The organism is Glycocaulis alkaliphilus (genome assembly GCF_004000605.1).
Classification (GTDB): Bacteria; Pseudomonadota; Alphaproteobacteria; order Caulobacterales; family Maricaulaceae; genus Glycocaulis; species Glycocaulis alkaliphilus.
In genome coordinates, this window is record NZ_CP018911.1 from 864,014 (window position 1) to 884,487 (window position 20,474).

16 protein-coding genes and 3 tRNA genes are annotated in these 20,474 nt (G+C 63.2%); 13 read left to right on the forward strand and 6 right to left on the reverse strand.

Going from position 1 to position 20,474, the window contains the following annotated elements; genetic code table 11:
* The 3 genes from X907_RS04130 to X907_RS04140 are packed head-to-tail and all read left to right on the forward strand — an operon-like array spanning nucleotide 1 to nucleotide 4,426.
* Nucleotides 1–705: a P-loop NTPase family protein gene (locus X907_RS04130; RefSeq protein WP_127565777.1), complete on the forward strand. Its 705-nt coding sequence runs from the start codon at nucleotides 1–3 to the stop codon at nucleotides 703–705.
* On the forward strand, nucleotides 702–2,915 hold the full coding sequence (locus X907_RS04135; RefSeq protein WP_127565778.1) for an RNA degradosome polyphosphate kinase: 2,214 nt from the start codon (nucleotides 702–704) through the stop codon (nucleotides 2,913–2,915). Before X907_RS04130 ends, X907_RS04135 begins: the two co-directional genes overlap by 4 nt.
* A complete protein-coding gene (locus X907_RS04140) occupies nucleotides 2,912–4,426 on the forward strand; it encodes a Ppx/GppA phosphatase family protein (RefSeq protein WP_127565779.1) in 1,515 nt (504 codons plus the stop codon). Before X907_RS04135 ends, X907_RS04140 begins: the two co-directional genes overlap by 4 nt.
* Here X907_RS04140 and rnd read toward each other — a convergent pair.
* Genes rnd through X907_RS04155 form a run of 3 tightly spaced genes read right to left on the reverse strand, consistent with a single transcriptional unit; the run spans nucleotide 4,423 to nucleotide 7,658 of the window.
* Entirely contained in the window at nucleotides 4,423–5,580 is a 1,158-nt protein-coding gene (gene rnd / locus X907_RS04145; RefSeq protein ID WP_127565780.1) for a ribonuclease D, read from the reverse strand. The genes X907_RS04140 and rnd overlap by 4 nt on opposite strands.
* 44 nt (nucleotides 5,581–5,624) lie before the next feature.
* A complete protein-coding gene (locus X907_RS04150) occupies nucleotides 5,625–6,929 on the reverse strand; it encodes an MFS transporter (protein ID WP_127565781.1) in 1,305 nt (434 codons plus the stop codon).
* Between the two features lie 3 nt (nucleotides 6,930–6,932).
* On the reverse strand, nucleotides 6,933–7,658 hold the full coding sequence (locus X907_RS04155) for a lysophospholipid acyltransferase family protein (RefSeq protein ID WP_127565782.1): 726 nt from the start codon (nucleotides 7,656–7,658) through the stop codon (nucleotides 6,933–6,935).
* A gap of 163 nt (nucleotides 7,659–7,821) precedes the next feature.
* Between X907_RS04155 and X907_RS04160 the strand changes: the two genes are divergently transcribed.
* Complete coding sequence (locus X907_RS04160; RefSeq protein ID WP_233352517.1) at nucleotides 7,822–8,301, forward strand: hypothetical protein; 480 nt, start codon at nucleotides 7,822–7,824, stop codon at nucleotides 8,299–8,301.
* 330 nt (nucleotides 8,302–8,631) lie between these two features.
* Here the strand turns inward: X907_RS04160 and X907_RS04165 are convergent, their stop codons facing one another.
* The 3 genes from X907_RS04165 to rlmB all read right to left on the reverse strand — a co-directional run bounded on the left by X907_RS04165 (nucleotide 8,632) and on the right by rlmB (nucleotide 12,733).
* Nucleotides 8,632–10,008 carry a high affinity choline transporter 1 gene (locus tag X907_RS04165; protein ID WP_127565783.1) on the reverse strand — a complete coding sequence of 459 codons (1,377 nt, stop codon included), beginning with the start codon at nucleotides 10,006–10,008 and terminating at the stop codon, nucleotides 8,632–8,634.
* Between the two features lie 47 nt (nucleotides 10,009–10,055).
* Nucleotides 10,056–11,714, reverse strand: coding sequence for an acyl-CoA dehydrogenase family protein (locus tag X907_RS04170; RefSeq protein WP_127565784.1), 1,659 nt, complete (start codon nucleotides 11,712–11,714; stop codon nucleotides 10,056–10,058).
* 161 nt (nucleotides 11,715–11,875) lie between these two features.
* Nucleotides 11,876–12,733, reverse strand: coding sequence for a 23S rRNA (guanosine(2251)-2'-O)-methyltransferase RlmB (rlmB, locus tag X907_RS04175; RefSeq protein ID WP_127565785.1), 858 nt, complete (start codon nucleotides 12,731–12,733; stop codon nucleotides 11,876–11,878).
* Between the two features lie 125 nt (nucleotides 12,734–12,858).
* On the opposite strand from rlmB, the gene X907_RS04180 reads away from it, so the two are divergent.
* The 9 genes from X907_RS04180 to rplA all read left to right on the forward strand — a co-directional run bounded on the left by X907_RS04180 (nucleotide 12,859) and on the right by rplA (nucleotide 20,180).
* Nucleotides 12,859–12,944, forward strand: a tRNA-Tyr gene (locus X907_RS04180).
* Between the two features lie 113 nt (nucleotides 12,945–13,057).
* Nucleotides 13,058–13,131, forward strand: a tRNA-Gly gene (locus X907_RS04185).
* 162 nt (nucleotides 13,132–13,293) lie between these two features.
* Nucleotides 13,294–14,469 carry an elongation factor Tu gene (gene tuf, locus X907_RS04190; protein ID WP_127565786.1) on the forward strand — a complete coding sequence of 392 codons (1,176 nt, stop codon included), beginning with the start codon at nucleotides 13,294–13,296 and terminating at the stop codon, nucleotides 14,467–14,469.
* A 317-nt stretch (nucleotides 14,470–14,786) separates the two neighbouring features.
* The gene (locus tag X907_RS04195) at nucleotides 14,787–17,642 is read left to right on the forward strand and encodes a TonB-dependent receptor plug domain-containing protein (protein WP_170175454.1); all 2,856 of its coding nucleotides are present in this window, start codon (nucleotides 14,787–14,789) and stop codon (nucleotides 17,640–17,642) included.
* 279 nt (nucleotides 17,643–17,921) lie between these two features.
* Nucleotides 17,922–17,997 (forward strand) — tRNA-Trp (locus X907_RS04200).
* A gap of 56 nt (nucleotides 17,998–18,053) precedes the next feature.
* Nucleotides 18,054–18,350: a preprotein translocase subunit SecE gene (secE, locus tag X907_RS04205; protein ID WP_127565788.1), complete on the forward strand. Its 297-nt coding sequence runs from the start codon at nucleotides 18,054–18,056 to the stop codon at nucleotides 18,348–18,350.
* Nucleotides 18,351–18,355: 5 nt separating this feature from the next.
* Nucleotides 18,356–18,889: a transcription termination/antitermination protein NusG gene (gene nusG / locus X907_RS04210; protein WP_127565789.1), complete on the forward strand. Its 534-nt coding sequence runs from the start codon at nucleotides 18,356–18,358 to the stop codon at nucleotides 18,887–18,889.
* 139 nt (nucleotides 18,890–19,028) lie between these two features.
* The gene (gene rplK / locus X907_RS04215) at nucleotides 19,029–19,460 is read left to right on the forward strand and encodes a 50S ribosomal protein L11 (RefSeq protein ID WP_127565790.1); all 432 of its coding nucleotides are present in this window, start codon (nucleotides 19,029–19,031) and stop codon (nucleotides 19,458–19,460) included.
* Nucleotides 19,461–19,466: 6 nt separating this feature from the next.
* Complete coding sequence (gene rplA, locus X907_RS04220; protein ID WP_127565791.1) at nucleotides 19,467–20,180, forward strand: 50S ribosomal protein L1; 714 nt, start codon at nucleotides 19,467–19,469, stop codon at nucleotides 20,178–20,180.
* The last annotated feature ends 294 nt before the right edge of the window (nucleotides 20,181–20,474 follow it).

Consider the following 20,474-nt stretch of genomic DNA (forward strand, 5'->3'; position numbering starts at 1 on the left):
ATGGCAACTCCCCAGCTTGCCCTGGATCTCGCCCTTGAGCCGGACTATCGCCCGGAGAGCTTCGCGGTAAGCGAGGCCAATGCGGCTGCGCTGGCGCTGGTGAATCGCTGGCCGCGCTGGCGTATGGGCCATCTGGTGCTGACCGGCCCGGCAGGGGCAGGCAAAACCCATCTGGCGCATATGTGGCGCCAGCGCACAGGCGCGTCCTGGGTGGACCGGCAGGATATATCGGCGGCGCTCAAGTCGATACAGCGCGGTGCCAGCGTGGTGATCGAGGATGGCGATCAGGGCGTGGATGAGCTGGGCCTGTTCCATCTGCTCAACCGGGCGGCGGGCGATTCCGGTATCAGCGTGTTGCTGACCGGCCGCTTGCCGGCACGCAGCTGGCCGATTGCCTTGCCTGATCTGGCCTCCCGGCTCAGCGCAGCGGAGGCGGCTGTGTTGCAGGAGCCGGACGATGCCCTGCTGCGGCAGGTGCTTGAGAAGCTGTTCCGCGACCGGCGCACGCCGCTCAGCCCCGGTGTTCTCGATTACCTGCTGACGCGGATGGAGCGTTCGGTGGACTTTGCCCGGCTGCTGGTCGCCCGCCTCGACAACGCGGCTCTGGCCGGTAAGAGCAGCGTCACGCGTGTGCTTGCACGCGACGTGCTGGCTGGACTATCAGCAGACAGCAACCCCGATCAGGAGAGCGGCGCGCGGTCATGACCGATATTGTGGAAGGTGTGCCCGCCAGCGTCCCGGCCGACCCGGATCGTCAGCAGGCCAGCGACGGACTGATGGACTCGCCCGAGCGCTTCCTGAACCGGGAACTGTCCTGGCTGCAGTTTAACCAGCGTGTGCTGGAGGAAGCGGAAAACCCGGCGCACCCGGTGCTGGAGCGGCTGCGCTTCCTGTCCATCTCTGCCAGCAATCTCGATGAGTTCTACATGGTGCGCGTCGCGGGCCTGCGCGCGCAGTTGCGCAATGGTGTGGACCGCGCCGGGCAGGACGGGCTGACCGTCACCGAGCAGCTGGAGCGTATCAATGAGGCTGCGTCCCGTCTCATGCGCACCCAGCATGAGCGCTGGCAGGAATTGCGCGTTCTGATGGGCAAGGAAGGCGTGCAACTGCTCAATCCGGACGAGCTGACCCGCGCCGAACGCGCCTGGCTGCGCGATGACTTTCTGGCCCACACGCTTCCCGTGATCACGCCGCTGGCCATCGATCCGGCACACCCGTTTCCGTTCATTCCCAATCTGGGCTTTGCCATCGTGCTGAAGCTGAAACGCCAGCGCGACGGCAAGGTGATGAACGCGCTCCTGCCGCTGCCTGCCGGCGTGAAGCGCTTTGTAGACATTCCCTGTACCCGCAAGGACCGGCGCGGCAGGCCGGTAAGGCGCTATATCGCGCTGGAGGACGTGCTGATCGTCTTCGTGGATGCGCTGTTCCCCGGCTATGATTTGCTGGGCAAGGGCGCATTCCGCATTATCCGCGACAGCGATATCGAGATCGAGGAAGAAGCCGAAGATCTGGTACGTGAGTTCGAGGCGCGCCTGAAACAGCGCCGGCGCGGCGTGCTGGTGCGGCTGAAGCTGGAAGCCTCGATGCCGGAGGAGCTGCGCCGCTTCATCATCCAGCAATTGCATGCAGAATCGCGCGATGTCGTGCTGGTGGATGGCAATCTGGGCCTCGCCCAGCTTTCACAGCTCATCCCCGATGACCGGCCCGAGCTGAAATTCGAGCCCTACGAGCCGCGCTTTCCTGAGCGCATCAAGGATCATGGCGGGGACTGTTTTGCGGCCATCCGCGCCAAGGATCTGATCGTCCACCACCCTTATGAGAGCTTCGATGTGGTGGTGCAGTTCCTGCGTCAGGCGGCCAACGATCCTGATGTCGTGGCCATCAAGCAGACGCTTTACCGCACCTCGAAAAACTCCCCCATCGTCGCCGCTCTGATCGAGGCAGCGGAAGCTGGCAAGAACGTCACCGCGCTCGTTGAGCTGAAAGCGCGTTTTGATGAAGAGGCCAATCTGAAATGGGCGCGTGATCTGGAACGCGCGGGCGTGCAGGTCGTTTATGGTTTCGTCGAGTACAAGACCCACGCCAAGATTTCACTGGTGGTGCGGCGCGAGGGCGCGACCCTTCGCACCTATGCCCATTTCGGCACTGGCAACTACCACCCCATCACCGCGCGCATCTATACCGACCTCTCCCTGTTCACCGCCGATCCGGCCTTTGGCCGCGATGCAGGCCGGATTTTCAATTATGTGACGGGCTATGCCCGCCCGACCGGGCTGGAGCGCCTGTCGATTTCGCCGCTGGGCATGAAGGAATTGCTGGTGGAGAAAATCCGCCGCGAGGCGGATAATGCGCGTGCAGGCAAACCGGCTGCCGTGTGGGCGAAGATGAATTCGGTGGTCCACCCGGAGATTATCGATGCGCTTTACGAGGCCAGTCAGGTAGGCGTGCGCGTGGATCTGATCGTGCGGGGCATTTGCTGCCTGCGCCCCGGCGTGCCGGGCCTGTCGGAGAATATCCGGGTCAAGTCCATTGTGGGCCGCTTTCTGGAGCATTCGCGCATTGTCTGCTTTGCCAATGGCGAGGTCATGCCGTCGGCCAAGGCAGAAGTGTGGATGTCGTCAGCTGACTGGATGCCGCGCAATCTGGACCGGCGTATCGAGACGCTGTGCCCGGTGGTGAACCCGACGGTCCACCGGCAGGTTCTCGACCAGATCATGGTCGCCAATCTCAATGACGAGGCGCAGAGCTGGTACATGAACCCCGATGGCAGCTATACGCGCGTCAACACGCAAGGCATTTCCATGCCCTTCAGCGCGCACGACTATTTCATGACCAACCCCTCCCTGTCAGGGCGTGGTGAGGCCTTGCGCAATGACCAGCCGCCCTCGGTGCCGCAGCTGGCACGGCGCTCATGAGGCTGCACAAGGGCAAAACGCCTGGCCCGGCGGGCCGGGACATCGCCGTCATCGATATTGGCTCCAATTCGGTGCGCCTGGTCCAGTACCGGCTTGAAGACGGCGCACTGTGGCCTGTCTTCAATGAGAAGACGATGGCAGGGCTCGGCAAGGGCGCGGGCTCGCGCGGCTCGCTGAACCCGGATGGCGTGAAGACCGCGCTTGTCACCTTGCGCCGGTTTTCCAGTCTTCTCGATGCCAAGGGGATCAGGGACCGGCACGCCGTTGCCACCGCAGCCGTGCGCGAGTGCTCAGACGGACCCGGGTTTGTCCAGCTGGCGCAAGCGGAGACCGGGCTGAAGATTGAAGTCCTGTCCGGCGAGGAGGAAGGGCGCCTCTCTGCCCTTGGGGTCGTGGCCGGTATCGGCGCGGGCAGCGGTGTCGTGGGTGATCTGGGTGGGTCCAGCCTGGAGATCGCGCGCCTGACCGGCCGCGAGATCGGCCCTGTTTTCTCGCTGCCGCTAGGGCCGCTATCGGTGCTCAATGGCGATGGAGACGACAGCAAGCGCGTGCGCGGCGAAATTGATGACGGTCTGGACGCCGCCGCCGGTGCGCTGGACGGTTCCGGGCCAGACTTTTATGCCGTTGGCGGGGCGTGGCGGTCCTTTGCGCATCTGGCGATGGCGCTGGACCGCTATCCGCTGACCCTGCTTCACCAATATGCGCTGTCCGCCCAGCAGGTGGCACGCGCGGCCGATTTCGCGATGGCGCAGAGTGAGGCATCACTGGCTGCGACACCGGGCGTCTCCTCCAAGCGGGCGGCCACGCTGCCCTATGCGGCCCAGCTGCTCAAACGCATCGTGAAAAAGGGCAAGTTCAAGCGCGTGATTTTTTCCGCCAATGGCCTGCGTGAAGGGGTCGCGTTCAGCCGCAGCGCGGCGCTGGAGCAGCGCCTTGATCCCTTGCTGGCCGGTGCCGAGGCCATGGCGCGCCACGCTGCCGCCGACCCGGAGTTTGGCCCGGCGCTGGCCGCGTGGCTGGAGCCTGTGTTTGCGGGCAACGCACCTGTCTTTGATGACGAACGTGATCATGTCCTGCGCGGCGCGGCGACGCGCCTCTCCCAGCTTGGCGCGCGCATGCATCCCGACCACCGCGCTGAACTGGCGGCGACCGAGGTCTTGTACGCGCCCTTTGGCGGCATCTCGCACCCGGAGCGGGCTTTCCTGGCCCTGACAATCCATCATCGCTATGCCGGCAAGCGGCCAAGGCCGGAAGAATGCCCGTCGCGCCGCATGCTGGACGACGCGCAGGAGGAGGCCGCACTGCAGCTGGGCTATGGCATCAGGCTTGGCTCGGCCCTGTCGGGCGGTTCGGCGGGCGTGCTGAAATTTTTCACGCTTGCCCGGGCGGAAAACCAGCTGGTGCTCGGCATGGAAAAGGGGCGCGAAGACCTGGTGGTCGAGAGGGCGTTCTCGCGGTTTGAATCGCTGGCCAGCGTGCTCGGGCTCAAGGCGGTGCTTGATCCCGCCTAGTCTTCCAGCTCGATGGCAACGACCTTGCCGTTTTCGAGTATCAGCGCCAGCTCGCCGCGCTTCAGCTTCAGGGCCGCCTCGCCAAACACCTTGTAGCGCCAGCCGGAGAGGGCAGGCACGTCGGCCTTGTCGCTTGCGGCGATCTGCTCAAGGTCCGGCACGGTGGCGATCAGGCGCGGCGCAACGCCTTCCTCTTCGGCCACGACGCGCAGGAACACTTTGAGCAGCTCCACGACCGGCCCGATATTGTTAGGCAGATGGTTCTGGCGGGCGAGCTTTGGCGCATGCTTTTCCGGCGCGGCCATTGCCTCTTGCATCATCGCGATCAGGCGCTCGGCAGGCTTGGAGCGTTCAAAGCCCTTGGGCACAGCGCGCAGCGCGGCGAGCTGCTCCTGGGACACCGGCGCGGACTGCGCCAGCTCGTAGAGCCCGTCATCCTTCATCACGCGGCTGCGCGGGATGTCGCGGGTCTGCGCCTCGATCTCACGCCAGCGGGCGGCGGCCTTCATCGCCGCCAGCCATTTGGCGGTTGTCTTGCGGGGCTTCAGCCGCTTCCACGCATTCTCCGGGTCCATCCGGTAGGTCTCCGGATTGGTCAGAAGGCGCAGCTCTTCCTTCAGCCATTCCTCGCGGCCCGACTGCTCCAGCTTCTCCTGCAGGATGGGGTAGAGCTTGTGCAGATGGGTCACATCAGCCAGCGCGTACTCGGCCTGCTTGTCCGAAAGCGGGCGGCGCGACCAGTCGGTGAAGCGCGAGCCCTTGTCGATCTGCTCGCCCAGCAGCTCGCGCACCAGATTGTCGTAGGAGATGGAATCGCCAAGCCCCACGGCGGCGGCGGCGATCTGGCTGTCGAACAGGGGCTCGGGGATAAGCTCTCCGCCCTTGTGGAAGAATATCTCCAGATCCTGCCGGCAGGCATGAAACACCTTCACGGTGTCCTTTTTGCGCAGCAGCTCCAGAAACGGCGCCAGATCAATGCCCTCCGCCAGAGGGTCGATCAGCAATTCCGCCTTCGAGCCAGCCGCCTGTATCAGGCACAGCTGCGGCCAGAACGTGCTTTCGCGCATGAACTCGGTGTCAACCGCAACAAAGCGGTCCTGGCCTAGCACCTTGCAGGCATTGGCCAGTGCATCGGTTGTTTGAATCAGCTCCATGAGTCCATCGCTTAGCGCGCCGAAAGCCATTTGGCGAGCGGGCTTTACTCTGTGTACCGGCCCGGCCGCATCATCCGCCACAGGGCGAACAGCCCGGCAAAGCCGGACACCACGGCGATATAGCCAAACGCCGCCTGCAGAGGCAGGGCGAGCAGGGCAATGGCGAACAGGGTGAACTGGCCAAGGCTGGCCGTTGCGGCATTCATGATCCCGCCCGCCGCGAGTATGCGCCCGCGCACCTCCGGCTTGGCCCGCCTCTGCGCCATCGCCTGCAGCGGCACGACGAACAGGCCTGCACTGACTGCAGACAGGGCCAGCGCGGCAAGGATGGGCCAGTTGCCGGGATCAGCGAGGAACACATCAGCACTGGTAAGGCTGTCAGGGTCTGGCTCTGGCCAGCCCAGCGTGGTCAGGGCAACAAAGCTGGGGAAGATCACCAGGCCAAACGCGCCGATAACGGTGAAGATCAGCGCGTCCTGGCCGCGCGTAAACACGCCGCACATTATCGCTCCTATAGCCGCACCGACGGTGAAGAGGGCCGTGAGTGCAAGCCCCACCGTCTCGTCTCCGCCCAGCACGGCTGCGGTGAAGAGCGGCATCAGGGTGAGGACGGATGCCGCCAGCATCCAGAACCAGGCAGCGCCGAGCAGGGGGCGCAGCACGTCTGGCGCACGGAAGGCAAAGCCCAGCACCTTCCCGGTCTGCGCGATGATGTTCCAGCTGATCTTGAGGTCCGGCGAATCGGCAGGTGCCGGCTTGTTCAGGCACATGATGAGCCAGCCGATGACAGCAACCCCGACCAGCGTCGCTGACAGTATGAAAGCAGCGTCCTCGCGCACCACGAAGACCACCGCCAGCGCCGCGCCCGCCAGTATGGCGACATTGAGCGAGCCGGAGACGAGCGCATTGCCGGTCACCAGCTCCTTGCCCTCCAGCAGGGTTGGCAGGGCAGAGTTTCGTGCTGGTGCAAAGAAGGCCGATTGCATGCCCATGAAGAACAGCACGATCACCAGCAGCAGGCCGCTATTCAGGAAGAACCCGATGGCAGCCGCGATCATCAGCAGGATTTCGATGAGCTTGGTCCGCCGCATGATGAAGACGCGGTCATACTTGTCGGCCACCTGACCGGCCACCGACGAGAACAGGAAGATAGGCAGGGTCAGCGCGGTCGCGGCGATGGGCACCATCAGTTCGCGCTCCAGGCCAAATACGGTCAGGCCCTGGAAGGTGGCGAGATTGACCAGCGCGAAGCGGAACAGATTGTCGTTAAAGGCGCCCAGAGCCTGCGCGGCCATAAGCGGAGCGAAACGCCGCTGCACCATGAGGCGCGCGGCAACAGCAAGGCCCATCGGTTATCCTTCCCCATTTCCGGCGCGTATCAGCTCGGCTGTGCGCCCTTCTATTATCTCTTCAAGCTGGCGCATGAAGGCCTCCTTGTCTTCGCCCGGCTGTATCGGTTCGAGGAACTCCACCACCACGGTGCGCGGACGCTTGATGAAGGCCTTCCTGTCCCAGGCAAGGCCAAGATTCGTGGCGACCGGCACGACAGGACGGTCCAGATCATGAGCCAGATGATACACGCCCTTCTTGTAGGGGTGCTTCTCGCCTGGCGCTGACAGATGGCCTTCCGGGTAGATCAGCACATGGCGCTTGTCTGACTTCAGACGCCTCATGCCGTCTTCTATCCGGGCGCGGGCCGCTTCGCCGCCCTGATTGGAGAGAACGACCGCGCCGGCCTTGTTCAGGATGAAGCCGATCAGCGGAAACTTCACCAGATGGTCACCGGCGACAAAGGCGAGCGGGCGCACCGTCGCCACCATGATGAGCGGATCGCCCCAGCTTTGATGCTTCGCGGCGATCACGCTGGGCGCGCGGCCGAGATGGTGCGTTCCACGCAGATCAATGCGGATGCCGGCAAGGAAGCGCATCAGAAACGCTATCGTGCGGCCATAGCTGAAAATGCCGAAGCTGAGCGGTCGTTTGCCCGGCAGAATAGCCAGGATCGTGCAGATGACGGCAAAGCTGATCGTCACCAGCCAGTAGGCGATTTCGAACAGCAGGCTTCTGATGAGCTTCATGGTTTGCGATTCCGGACTGCGCCCGGCCCAGCCTAACGGTTCATCCCGCAAAGCCAATGAGGGGCCTGAGCGCCTCCCGCCGTATCCAGACGATTAGCGCTTCATCAAGCATGAGCGGGCAGGTTGTGTGCTTCAAGTGTTCTAGCTGACAGGCGCGTAGCCCATGAGTTTGACGGTCGAGATGCCGGCGCCGGATGCGCTCCGGGCCGCCAATATCCATCCCGAGACCGGGTTGGCGACAGATTACCTCAACCATTTCAATGAAGTGGTGATGCTGCTCGACATGCTGCCCGGCATGCCCGATTGCGCGGACGACGTGCTTGGCTGGGAGCCGTGCAGCTATGAGGCCCATTTTGAGCGTACCGGCTATAGCGGGCGCGAGACGGTGATCGCCGCCTGGCATGCGGCGCCGCGCGCCGTGCGGGCCCATTTCGAAACTCTGGTCTCGGCGCTGGACGACATCATTGCCGACCTGCAGGAGCGCGTGCGCGCGGGTGATTTCAGCGGCGCGGCTGAGGCGGCGCGCAGCGAGGCTGAGCCCCTGCTGGCGGCAGCGCGTGCGGCAGTCCACGGCCATGTGACGGGTGAGATTGATCCGGACCAGAATGCGGGTCAGGCGAGTGTGGATGCGTTGTTTGGTTAGGGCCTGTCCTCATAAAGGTTTCGGGCCCCGGAGCGAACTTTGGTTCGCTCCGACTCTTTGCTAAGTGAGGCAAGCGGCTTGCAGCCGCTTGCCGGGGCGTAGCGGATTTGGTTCCTGACAAGGAAAGACGACCGCCGTGGAGTATTCCTCCACAAGGGCGGCTCGACGCGGTCAGGGGTGAAATCCGCCGCGCCTCGAAGAGGTATGGCGAAAATCGCCCACTCTTGCGTCGCACTCCCTCGAAAGGGGAATACCCTTCCATCGGGCCTGCTCCTGATACTGAACGATTTTCGCACATATCACGCTCCAAACCCTTTATGAGGACAGGCCCTAGGCTCGGGACTGCTGCTGGACTGCCATGCTGGCCAGTCCCACGGCCACATAGCCCGCCAGAGCGGCGAGCATCGAGAACAGGAAGGCGCCGGGTATCTCGAACACGAAATCACCCAGCCAGATAGCCAGAAGCCCGCTGGCCAGGGCGGCCAGCGCCGACCATTCTCCGCCAAACTGGCTGCGTATCCCGATCAGCAGCGAGACCAGCAGGCCTGCCGATCCCAGCGACGAGGCCAGCTCTACCAGCCCGTAAATCGTCTCGCCTGTTGTAGCGACAATGTAGGCCATCACGCCCGCAACGACTGTAAAGCCACGCGCGGCCAGCAGTTTCTCCTCTGGCGAGGCTTTGGTGCGCACCCGGCTGTAGAGGTTCTCCGTGGCCAGGCCGGAGACGGCCAGAAGCGCGGAATCCACCGTCGACAGCACGGCAGAGAACAGCGCTCCGGCAAACACCACGAAGAGGGCGCTCGGCAGAAGGTCCATGGCGAGGTTGGGCAGGAAGAGATCGCCTGCCTCCGGGTCAAAGCCGAGGCCGGGGCCGACAAGCCCGAACAGGACCGGGAAGAAGCCGACAACCAGGTAGAGCCCGCCCGCCATCAGCCCGCCGCGCACGGCGATCTTTGCCGATTTCGAGCCGAGGAAGCGCGCGATCATCTCCTGCGCCACGATCGATCCCAGAATCGGAATGGCGAAGGCGTCGAGGCGCTCCAGCCAGCTTTCGCCTGGTGCGATGAGCACAAGCTGTGACGGGTCGATCAGGGCCATGGCTTCGTCAAACCCGCCTGCCCGTCCGAACAGCGCGAAGGTGAGGATGATGAGGCCGGTCAGCACCACCGCACTCTGGAGAATGTCGGTCACGACATCGCCCAGCAGGCCGCCCAGCAGCGTGTAGCAGATGACGAGGAGGCTGGCCCCCACCAGCGCCCATCCCACCGGCAAATCGCTGGCCACGGCAATGATGGAGGCGAGCGCCAGTAATTGCGCCGCCGCCCAGATGATGGAGGTGGGGATGGAGACGCAGGCAGAGGCAATTTCAGCGCGCGGGCCGAAACGGTCCCGGAAGAAATCGGCAAGCGTGAGATAGCCTTTTGCGCGCAACTGCCCGGCGACGAACAGCGCCGCCACGATCAGGCAGATGGCATAACCCACTGGCTCAGCGCGCGCGCCTGAGAGCCCCTCATCGGCGATGGTGGCTGTGGAGCCCATAATGGTCTCGCCGCCAAACCAGGTGGCAAACACCGAAATGCCGACCGCCCAGAAGCCCAGCCTGCGGCCCGCCACCAGATAGTCGGTATGCGTGCTCATCTTGCGCGATGCCCACAGGGCAATGCCAAGCTGGATAAGGATGTACAGGATGAGCGCGGCGAGAATCATGGGCGTCCCCCGAAGCCTTGAATCTGCCGTTCGCAGACAAATTCCGACTAGACTGCCAGCCGCCCGCGCTCAATCAGTTTTTCGGTGTCGATCTGCCCATGGCCCGCGCCCAGCGTGGTCGACTGGCTGGCAATACGCCGGGCGAGGAAGGCGTCTGATGCCGCATCCAGCCCGGCATCCATCAGGGCAAGGGCTGAGAGAGCCAGCGCCGCTTCCTCGCTGAAGCGGCGCGCATCGGCCTCGCCAATGCCGCCCGCCAGTGAAGCCTCGATGCGGCCAATCAGGGCATCGAGCGCCGCATTCTGCCCTTTGCCGCGCGCCAGATAGGCCAGCAGCGCCTCACGGCTCTCAGGGTCGCGCGAAAGCGCGCGCAGCGTGTCGAGGGCGATGACATTGCCCGACCCTTCCCAGATGGCATTGAGGGGGCTCTGGCGGAACATGCGGGGCAGGGGCGATTCTTCTACAAAGCCCGCACCGCCATGGGCCTCCATCGCCTCATAGACGAGATAGGGCGCGCGCTTGCAGATCCAGTATTTCGCGATGGGGGTGAGGATGCGCGCCAGCGCTGCCTCGTTCGGATCGCTGGCCATGGTGTCAAAGGCGTGCGCCACACGAAAGGCGAGCGCCATCGCCGCTTCGGCTTCCATGGCCAGTTCCGCCAGCACTTCGCGCATCAAGGGCTGGTCGATCAGGCGGCGCTGGAAGGCGGCGCGGCGGTCGGCATGCCAGATGGCGTGAAAGCTCGCGGTACGAATGAGGCCCGCTGACCCTGCCAGGCAATCAAGGCGCGTGTGATTGACCATGTCGATAATGGTGCGCACGCCGCGTCCGGGCTCGCCCACGCGGCGGGCATAGGCGCCGTGATATTCGATCTCCGAGGAGGCATTGGAGCGGTCGCCGAGCTTGTCCTTCAGGCGCTGTATCTCGATTGTATTGCGCGTGCCGTCGGGGCGCCAGCGCGGCACCAGAAAGCAGGAGAGGGCGGCGCTTTCGCCCTCGCCCTCATAGGCAAGGGTGAGGAAGCCATCGCTCATCGGGGCCGAGCAGAACCATTTATGCCCGGTCAGCTCCACCTCGTCCCCGCCAATGCTGACCGCGCGGGTCTCGTTGGCGCGTACATCCGAGCCGCCCTGTTTCTCGGTCATCGCCATGCCGATGGTCAGGCCCGCCTTTTCGGCCATCGGCTTCATGGCCGGGTCGTAGGCGCTGGCGGTTGCGCCGCTGATCCAGTCTGTGGCCCAACCGGCATGACGCAAGGCAGGCACGCAGGCATAGGTCATCGACATCGGGCAGCACACACCCGCATCGGCATGACCCATCAGCATCAGCAGGGCCGAATGCAGTGTATGCGGCGCGGTGTCTGTGTCCCAGGCGGCTGCCGAGACGCCCGCTTCCAGACCGGCACGCATCAGTTGATGGTAGGCGGGGTGGAACTCCACCTCGTCAATGCGGTGGCCAAAGCGGTCAAAGGGCTTGAATTTTGGCGGGTTTTCGTTGGCCTGACGGCCCCATTCCTGCACTTCAGCCGAGCCCATCCGCGTACCGAAGGCCGAGAGATGGTCGCGGTGGGCATCGCCGCCATTGCGGCTCACGGCATCTCTCAGCACGCGGTCCGCGCTGAACAGATTGAGCCCGCTCAACGGTTCGGACTGGTTGAAGACGCTATGGGTGCGCAGCTCGCTGCGCGGCGCGTGGGGCTGTGTCATGGATGCAGTTTTGCGCGTTCAGTGCCCCGGCGTAAAGCGGGGAGGCGCTTTTCCCTGATCCTTCGAGACGTTCGCTTCGCTCACCCTCAGGATGAGGGAAAAGCGCAACTACACCCTCATCCTGAGGGGCCGAAGGCCGTCTCGAAGGACGAGGGTGTAATTCAGGCCGGATTGATACGCGGATCGTGCCGGGAGGCTTCATAGAGTGCCACCGCCGCGGCATTGGATACATTCAGACTCTCTGCTTTCGGTCCCATCGGGATGCGCGCCAGCACATCGCAATGATCGGCCACGCGCGGGCGCAGCCCTTTGTCCTCGGACCCCAGCACGATGACGAGACCCGTCGTGCGGCCCATCGTGTCAGCGCCGGTCTGCACGGCGGCTGCGAGCGCCATCTCCGCTTCGCCTGCCAGCCCGATCACATAGCGGCCCTCGTCGCGGAAGCTTTTCAGCGTATCGGCGATATTGGTGACTTCCACATGGCCGACTTTCTCCGCGCACCCGACCGCGCTCTTGCACACCGTGCCGAAGAGGGGCGGGGATTTGCGGTCCTGCATGATGATGGCGCGCGCGCCAAATGCCGCAGCCGAGCGGAAGATCGCGCCGACATTGTGCGGATCGGTGATCTGGTCGAGCACGACCAGAAGCCCGTGCGTCGGGTTCAGCACCGCCTGCATGGGCTCGGCGTCCAGCGCTTTGGCCTTTAGTGCGAAACCCTGATGCACAGCGGTATCCGGCAGGCGCGCGCTGATGTCGGACGGCTCTTCGATTTGCGGTTCGATGAGCGCGCGCATCGCCTCATCGAGACCTTTCGCGCTGTTACGCGTGACATGCAGCGATAGCAGGGTGCGTTTGGGATTGGCCAAAGCGGCCAATACCGCATGGCGGCCCCATATCCACCCCTCGCCGGGAGGCAGGGCGTCGCCGCGTTGACGGGCGGGCTTGCGGCCCTGTCCACGGCCCTGTGCGCGAGCGTGTGCGAAAGCCGGTTTCGAGGTGTTGCGCTGTTCAGGGGCCATAAGTATAAGTCGCGTCCCGGCTTTACGAGGCAGCCTCGTTAGGACGCCCGGCGCATCCGCGCAAGAGCGTTTCTGACAAGGCCCAATCGCAAGGCCCGGCCGGTCCGCCCGGTAGCTGGCGACCCGGAGGGGTGGGAGAGTGGTTAAATCCAGCAGACTGTAAATCTGCCCGCGCAAGCGTACGCTGGTTCGAATCCAGCCCCCTCCACCAGCCATCGTCCGCAAAGCGGGCTCTGGCTGATCAGGCCGCAATCCCCTGGCCGGGAAATATCTCGCCACGGGAGCGGCCAAACGCTAGCATTGCGGATGCGCAGCTCGCGCGGCGCGGGTGTAATTCAATGGTAGAATGTCAGCCTTCCAAGCTGAATATGTCGGTTCGATCCCGTCCACCCGCTCCATCTACCCGCCCGGTGCAAGGTTACAGGCTGCAAGCAGGCGGCAAGGCTTGCGCGCAAACCCCTTGCAATAGCCCGTGACGGGCGCTATCCCGCCCCGTCAGTTAACCCGGGCAGTGCTGCATGCGCTGCCTTTCCAGCAAGTTGCGACGAGGACAAGGCGCGATGGCCAAGGCAAAGTTTGAGCGTAACAAGCCGCATGCGAACGTTGGCACGATTGGTCACGTTGACCACGGCAAGACGACGCTGACGGCGGCGATTACGAAGTATTTCGGTGAGTTCCGTGCGTATGACCAGATTGATGGCGCGCCGGAGGAGAAGGCTCGCGGGATCACGATTTCGACGGCTCACGTAGAGTATGAGACGGAGAACCGTCACTATGCGCACGTGGACTGCCCTGGCCACGCTGACTATGTGAAGAACATGATCACGGGCGCGGCGCAGATGGACGGCGCGATCCTGGTTGTGAACGCGGCTGACGGCCCGATGCCGCAGACGCGCGAGCACATCCTTCTGGCCCGTCAGGTTGGTGTTCCGGCTCTGGTCGTGTTCATGAACAAGGTTGACCAGGTTGACGATCCTGAGCTTCTGGAGCTGGTCGAGATGGAAATCCGCGAGCTCTTAAGCTCGTACGACTTCCCCGGCGACGACATTCCGATCATTTCCGGTTCCGCTCTGGCGGCGATGGAAGGGCGTGATCCTGAAATCGGCGAGAACAAGATCCGCGAGCTGATGGCCGCTGTGGACGAGTACATCCCGACGCCGGAGCGTCCGGTTGACATGCCGTTCCTGATGCCGATCGAGGACGTGTTCTCGATTTCTGGCCGGGGTACGGTGGTTACGGGCCGTATCGAGCGCGGCATTCTGAAAGTGGGCGACGAGATCGAGATCGTGGGTATCCGCGACACCTCGAAGACGACGTGTACGGGCGTTGAGATGTTCCGCAAGCTGCTTGACCAGGGTCAGGCGGGCGACAATGTGGGCGCTCTGCTGCGCGGTGTTGAGCGTGAGGGCGTTGAGCGCGGTCAGGTTCTGGCCAAGCCGGGCTCTGTGAAGCCGCACAAGAAGTTCGAGGCGGAAGCCTACATCCTGACGAAGGAAGAGGGTGGCCGTCACACGCCGTTCTTCACCAACTACCGTCCCCAGTTCTACTTCCGCACGACGGACGTGACCGGGATCGTGACCCTGAAAGAGGGCACCGAGATGGTGATGCCGGGCGACAATGTCGAGGTGACGGTGGACCTGATCCAGCCGATCGCGATGGAAGAGAAGCTGCGCTTCGCCATCCGTGAAGGCGGCCGTACCGTCGGAGCCGGCGTCGTCTCCAAAATTATCGACTAGGGAGAATCGCGCGTTCGCCCCGGCGAATCGCGAAACACCCGGAACTTGCGTTTCAGACCGGCCCGGAGCAGCGCTCCGGGCCGGTTATTTTTATGCCTAATGGCAAATTTCCCCCGGCGCCCCCGGTTTGATGACCTTTTTGCAACAGGTCGTGGGCGAACATGTGTCAGGGCCGCACCAAGCGCTTGGCGGTTTATGAAGTTTCCGCAATGGTAGGCTCAAGCGAGGCTGTGAAAGGCCCGCTGATCCGCATATGCGGGTTCGTGGCTTAGAGCCTCGTTAAATCCGACTGCCTTTAAACCTAAAGGGGAAACATCGTGAAAAAGTGGAACAAGGAAGCGCTCCTGCGGACTTCGGTCCTCGCAAGCTTCGTTGCGGCCAGTGCCGCGGCGGCGCCTGCGCTCGCGCAGGAAGACGAAGAAGGCGCGCAGCAGCGCGATCGTATCGTCGTCACCGGTTCGCGTATCGCGCGCTCCGACTTCAGCTCCGAATCGCCGGTCTCGGTGATTACGGGTGCTGACATCCAGCAAGCTGGTAACCTGGACCTCGGTCAGGTCCTGCGTGAGCAGGTCGCCGTTGACTCTGGCGGCTTCAGCGCCTCGTCCAACCTGTCGGGCGGCGGTGCATCGACCATCTCTCTGCGTGGCCTCGGCGCTGCGCGTACGCTCACCCTTCTGAATGGCCGCCGCGTCGCGAACTTCGCTGACGGCCTCCAGAACCGTGCGAACGATCTCGGCTTCATTCCGTCTGCGATGGTCGAGCGGGTTGAAATCCTGCGCGATGGCGCGTCTGCCGTGTACGGCGCTGACGCCGTTTCGGGCGTGGTGAACATCATCCTGCGCAACGATTTCGAAGGTTTCCGCGTGTCGGGTCAGTATGGTCAGTCAGGCCAGAGCGACTACGACCAGTACCAGATCGAAATGGTCATGGGTGGCAACTTCAACCGCGGTAACATCGTTGTGTCCGCTGGCTATTCCTACACCGACATGGTGCCGCAGCGTAACCGCGACTGGGCTGCCAATGCGGTGTCGGGTCTGTTCAACTTCCCGAGCGGCAACCAGCCCTTCCTCGTGACGGGTTCGGGCGCGCACCCGGGTGGCCAGGTTTCGTTTGCCGATGGCAGCTCCTGGTGCACAAACCCGATGGCTCTCGGCGGTGACGGCCGGACCAATGTGGCTGGCACGCTCGCATGCCCGGGCACTGCTCTTGCCAACGCCGCAGCGTATCCGACTGCTCCCAACGCGGGCAATCGCTACGACTACGCGTTCGTCCAGTCGATCCTCAACGGGTCTGAGCGTCTGAACGCCACCCTTTACGGCACCTATGATGTCGCCGACGACATCTCTGCGTTCCTGGAAGTCCAGTACGCGCAGCGCCGCAGTAACAACGTTCTCGACGGCAACCCGGTTTTTGCCGGCTCGGGCACTGCAGCCTTCCCTGAGGGCTGGGTGATCGCAGCTGACAACCCGCACAACCCGAATCCGGGCGTTCGTGCGGTCATGACCATGCGTCCGACGGACACGATCGGGCCGCGCAACCAAGAGGTCATCGCCAACAATATCCGTCTGGTGACCGGCCTTCAGGGTCTGACCTTCGGCTTCGACTGGGAAGCGTCGTACATGTACGCGCGGACCGACTCGACGCTGACCACGGACTCGACGTTCAACCTGGCCCGCGCCAACCGGATTTCTGATCCGGCGGCTTGTGCCCTTGATCCGCTCTGCGTTGCCGTCACGGCTAGCACGGGCGGTGCCCTGGATGCCTACCGTCCGGGCAACTGGACTGAAGAGCAGATCCAGTACATGCGTCAGATCGCGACGAGCACGTTTGCGGAAGACATCAACGCCGTGAACTTCTTCTTCGGCCGTGACATCTTCACGCTTCCTGCTGGTGAAGTCGGTTTTGCCGCCGGTTACGAGTATCGCCGGGAAACGTTTGCGTTCCGTCCTGACCAGGTAACGGCCTCGGGCGAGTCGGTTGCAAACCAGACCTTCCCGACCAATGCCAGCTACTACACCCACGAAGTGTTCGCCGAGGTCAACGTGCCGCTGATCCGCGACCAGCTTCTGGTTCAGGAGCTGAGCCTGAACGCCCAAGCGCGTTACTTCGACTATTCGACCTTCGGTTCGGATAGCGTGTACAAGCTGGGTCTCAACTGGGTGATGACCGACGATGTCCGTATTCGTGGTACGTACGGCACGTCCTTCCGCATCCCGACGCTGGTCAACAGCTTCTCGGGCGGTACGGTTTCGTTCGATTTCCTGAACGACCCGTGTGACGCTGGTCAGATCAACGCCAACCCGACCCGTCAGGCTAACTGCTTGGCTGGCGGCCCGCTTGGTGTGACGCCTGGCTTCACCCAGGCAGCTCCGCAGATCCCGGTTCTTGCCGGTGGTTCGGCGGCGTTTGGTGTCGATCTTGAGCCGGAACAAGGCACCACCTGGACGATCGGCGCGGTGTTCACCCCGTCGCAAGTCCCGGGCCTGCGCTTCTCGATCGACTACTACTCGATCGAAGTCGATAACTTCATCGACAGCCTCGCTCTGCAATCGGAAGTCCTCAACGCCTGTTATGACAGCGTAGGCCTTTCTGATCCGGCTTGTACCGCGTTCACGCGTGACCCGAGCTCGCAGCAGCTGCAAGGGTTGGCTCGCTTCCCGCTCAACCGGGATGTGACGCTGGAATCGCGCGGCTTTGACTGGGCGGCGGAGTACACCTTCGACCTGGCCAACCTGTTCCGTGCCGACTCCGACATGGGCTCTCTGCGCCTGACGCACGAAGGTACTTACAAGACTGAGCTGAACATCGGCTCGGCCCCCGGCAACTATGGCGCCGGTGGCGCGTCACCTGAGTACCTGCTGCTGTTTGGTGCGGACTGGAACTACCGTGAGTTCGGCCTTGGCTGGCGCACGCGTTTCATCCCGAGCCTGAACGACCCGCGTTACGATGGTCGTAACTTCCTGGGCTATGACGACGTGGACTCCAACACGATCCACGATGTCCGCGTCCGTTGGGAAGCTCGTCCGAACACGCAGATCCTCTTCGGTGTGAACAACGTGTTCGACCAGGATCCGCCGTACGCATTCGACACGGGTACCAACACCATCACCGGCCTCTACGGCTCTTCGGTGATCGGCCGTTACTTCTTCGGTCGCATCACGCAAGAGTTCTAGAACCAGCGATTGGTACTGGACTTTGGGGAAAGGCGGGCTTTATGCCCGCCTTTCTTCATTCTGGGGTGCAGCTTGCCCGCTCCAAGGGCGCCTTTGCCCCTCATGGCGCCGGCCGGAAACATGGCTTCCTGCCGGGTGTGGATAAAAAATGTGATTTAACCGCTCAGAAGGGTTTTCACGGGCGCCGCAAACCGCTACAAGGCGCGGCTCAAAGGACGGGTTTGGCCGTCCGGCGCGTGGCATCAGTGCGCACCGGGCGGTTTTGCATTGGACTTTGATAGGGGTGTAGCTCAGCTGGTAGAGCGGCGGTCTCCAAAACCGCAGGCCGGGGGTTCGAGCCCCTCCGCCCCTGCCAGTTGCAAGGTGTGCGCGATGATCCCGCGCACCCGGTATTAGAGTTTGAAAGAGGCTATGGCAAAAGCAGGCAAAACCCGTCAGCCGGCGCGCGCAGGCGCATCCGGGCAGGGCAGTGGCAGCGCTTCTGCCGCCGGTTCCGCTGCGCCCGTGCGCAAGAAGCCGTTCAATCCGTTCCGTTTCATCGGCGAGGTCCGTCAGGAGGGCCGCAAGGTCACCTGGACCAGCCGCAACGAGACGATCGTGTCTTCGATCTTCGTGCTGATCCTGTCGGTTATCGCCGCCATCTTCTTCTTCGGTGTCGATTCGCTGATCGGCCTGATCGTCAATTTCCTGCTCGGCCTGGGAGCCTGATACGCATGTCGGCCAAGTGGTATATTGTTCACGCCTATTCAAACTTCGAGAAGAAGGTTGCAGACGCCATCCGTTCCGAGGCGGCGCTGAAGGGCCTGACGGACAAGTTCGAGGAGATCGTGGTCCCGACCGAAGAGGTCACGGAAATCCGCAAGGGCCGCAAGGTCAACACCGAGCGCAAGTATTTTCCCGGCTATGTGCTGGTGAAAATGGACATGACGGATGATGCCTATCACCTCGTCAAGAACACACCGAAAGTGACGGGCTTCCTCGGCTCCGGCGCGCGCCCGCTTCCCGTTCCGGAAAGCGAAGTGCTGCGCATCATGGGCAAGATGGAAGAGGATGCGGAAAATCCGCGCCCGACCGTCTCCTACGAAATCGGCGAGACTGTACGTGTTACCGATGGCCACTTCTCCAGCTTCAACGGGATCGTTGAAGAGGTTGATGAGGGCCGCTCGGTGCTGAAGGTCGCGATCAATATTTTCGGCCGGGCAACGCCGGTCGAGCTCGAATACAGCCAGGTGGAAAAAGCCAGCTGACTGTAACAATGGTGCGGGAGGGTCCGGGAAAGTCCATTCCGGGTCCGTTCACCGCGCCACCCGCGCTTTTCAACGTCCCGCAAGGGCGGTGGAAAGCATCTTGTAACCGGGGCACGCCCCGACAAAGAGTGACAGGGATATGGCCAAGAAAATTACCGGCTACATCAAGCTGCAGGTTCCCGCCGGAGCCGCTAACCCCTCGCCGCCGATCGGCCCGGCGCTGGGTCAGCGCGGCGTGAACATCATGGAATTCTGCAAGGCGTTCAACGCCAAGACGCAAGAGATGGAAAAAGGGATGCCCATCCCGACCATCATCACCGTCTACCAGGACAAGTCGTTCACCTTCGAGACGAAGACGCCGCCGGCGAGCTTCCTTCTGAAAAAGGCCGCCAAGGTTCAGAAGGGCAGCGCCACGACGGGCAAGTCAGGCCCGATCGGCAAGATTTCGCGCGCCCAGTGCCGTGAGATCGCGGAACTGAAGATGAAGGATCTCAACGCCAACGATCTGGATCAGGCGACGAGCATTATCGAAGGCTCGGCCCGGTCCATGGGCCTGGAAGTGACGGGGTAAGCGGATATGGCTAAAATCGCAAAACGTGTTGCCGCCAGCCGCGAAGGCCTCGACCGCAACAAGCTTCATTCGATCGACGATGCCGTGGCTTTCGTGAAGTCGAAAGCCGGCGCCAAGTTCGACGAGACCATCGAGATCGCCGTCAATCTGGGTGTTGACCCGCGTCACGCCGACCAGATGGTGCGCGGCGTCTGCCCGCTGCCGAACGGCACGGGCCGTACGGCCCGCGTGGCTGTGTTCGCCAAAGGCCCGAAGGCTGAAGAAGCCAAGAAGGCCGGTGCGGACATTGTCGGCGCCGAGGACCTGGTGGAGACCGTTCAGGCCGGCAATATCGACTTTGACAAGGTGATCGCCACCCCGGACATGATGCCGCTCGTCGGCCGTCTGGGTAAGGTGCTCGGCCCGCGCGGCATGATGCCGAACCCGAAAGTGGGCACGGTGACCATGGATGTTGCCAAGGCCATCGAGCAGTCCAAGGGCGGCGCCGTGGAATTCCGCGTCGAAAAGGCCGGGATCGTCCATGCCGGTGTTGGCAAGGCGAGCTTTTCTGCCCAGCAGATTTCGGAAAACATCCGTGCCCTGCTTGAAGCCCTCAACAAGGCCAAGCCGGCCGGTGCCAAGGGCCAGTATATCCGTAAGATCTCGCTCAGCTCGACCATGGGTCCGGGCGTGAAGATCGACGTGGCCGAAGCCAGCAGCGGTGCGCCCGCAGCTGCGTAACTGAAGTTAGAAGTTTCCAGGGCCGGGTTTTACCCGGTTCTGGCGGCTGGTTTGCCGGGCTTGCCCGGCGCATCAGCCACCTGTCCGAGACCGCAGGGGCGGGAAGGGGGCTTGCCGCCTTTCCGCTTAATCTCAACGACGGCCCTGCGCAGACGGGAGTACGAAAATACCTGTTTATCGCGTGTCATGCGCGGCAAGCGGCGTCATTTCGTTCCCCGGACAGGATACATGGCGGGGGTGAGCGCGCTCCGGGATGGTCCCGGAGAAAAGCGGCGTCCCCATCACCGCAAGATG

What these genes read in the sequence shown, in the direction of transcription:
- nusG (WP_127565789.1), top strand. Translation starts at nt 18,356, where the DNA reads ATGTCGGCCAAGTGGTATATTGTTCACGCCTATTCAAACTTCGAGAAG.
- X907_RS04150 (WP_127565781.1), bottom strand. Translation starts at nt 6,929, where the DNA reads ATGGGCCTTGCTGTTGCCGCGCGCCTCATGGTGCAGCGGCGTTTCGCT.
- rplK (WP_127565790.1), top strand. Translation starts at nt 19,029, where the DNA reads ATGGCCAAGAAAATTACCGGCTACATCAAGCTGCAGGTTCCCGCCGGA.
- secE (WP_127565788.1), top strand. Translation starts at nt 18,054, where the DNA reads ATGGCAAAAGCAGGCAAAACCCGTCAGCCGGCGCGCGCAGGCGCATCC.
- X907_RS04170 (WP_127565784.1), bottom strand. Translation starts at nt 11,714, where the DNA reads ATGACACAGCCCCACGCGCCGCGCAGCGAGCTGCGCACCCATAGCGTC.
- X907_RS04140 (WP_127565779.1), top strand. Translation starts at nt 2,912, where the DNA reads ATGAGGCTGCACAAGGGCAAAACGCCTGGCCCGGCGGGCCGGGACATC.
- X907_RS04165 (WP_127565783.1), bottom strand. Translation starts at nt 10,008, where the DNA reads ATGATTCTCGCCGCGCTCATCCTGTACATCCTTATCCAGCTTGGCATT.
- X907_RS04130 (WP_127565777.1), top strand. Translation starts at nt 1, where the DNA reads ATGGCAACTCCCCAGCTTGCCCTGGATCTCGCCCTTGAGCCGGACTAT.
- rlmB (WP_127565785.1), bottom strand. Translation starts at nt 12,733, where the DNA reads ATGGCCCCTGAACAGCGCAACACCTCGAAACCGGCTTTCGCACACGCT.
- X907_RS04135 (WP_127565778.1), top strand. Translation starts at nt 702, where the DNA reads ATGACCGATATTGTGGAAGGTGTGCCCGCCAGCGTCCCGGCCGACCCG.
- rplA (WP_127565791.1), top strand. Translation starts at nt 19,467, where the DNA reads ATGGCTAAAATCGCAAAACGTGTTGCCGCCAGCCGCGAAGGCCTCGAC.
- rnd (WP_127565780.1), bottom strand. Translation starts at nt 5,580, where the DNA reads ATGGAGCTGATTCAAACAACCGATGCACTGGCCAATGCCTGCAAGGTG.
- X907_RS04155 (WP_127565782.1), bottom strand. Translation starts at nt 7,658, where the DNA reads ATGAAGCTCATCAGAAGCCTGCTGTTCGAAATCGCCTACTGGCTGGTG.
- tuf (WP_127565786.1), top strand. Translation starts at nt 13,294, where the DNA reads ATGGCCAAGGCAAAGTTTGAGCGTAACAAGCCGCATGCGAACGTTGGC.
- X907_RS04160 (WP_233352517.1), top strand. Translation starts at nt 7,822, where the DNA reads ATGAGTTTGACGGTCGAGATGCCGGCGCCGGATGCGCTCCGGGCCGCC.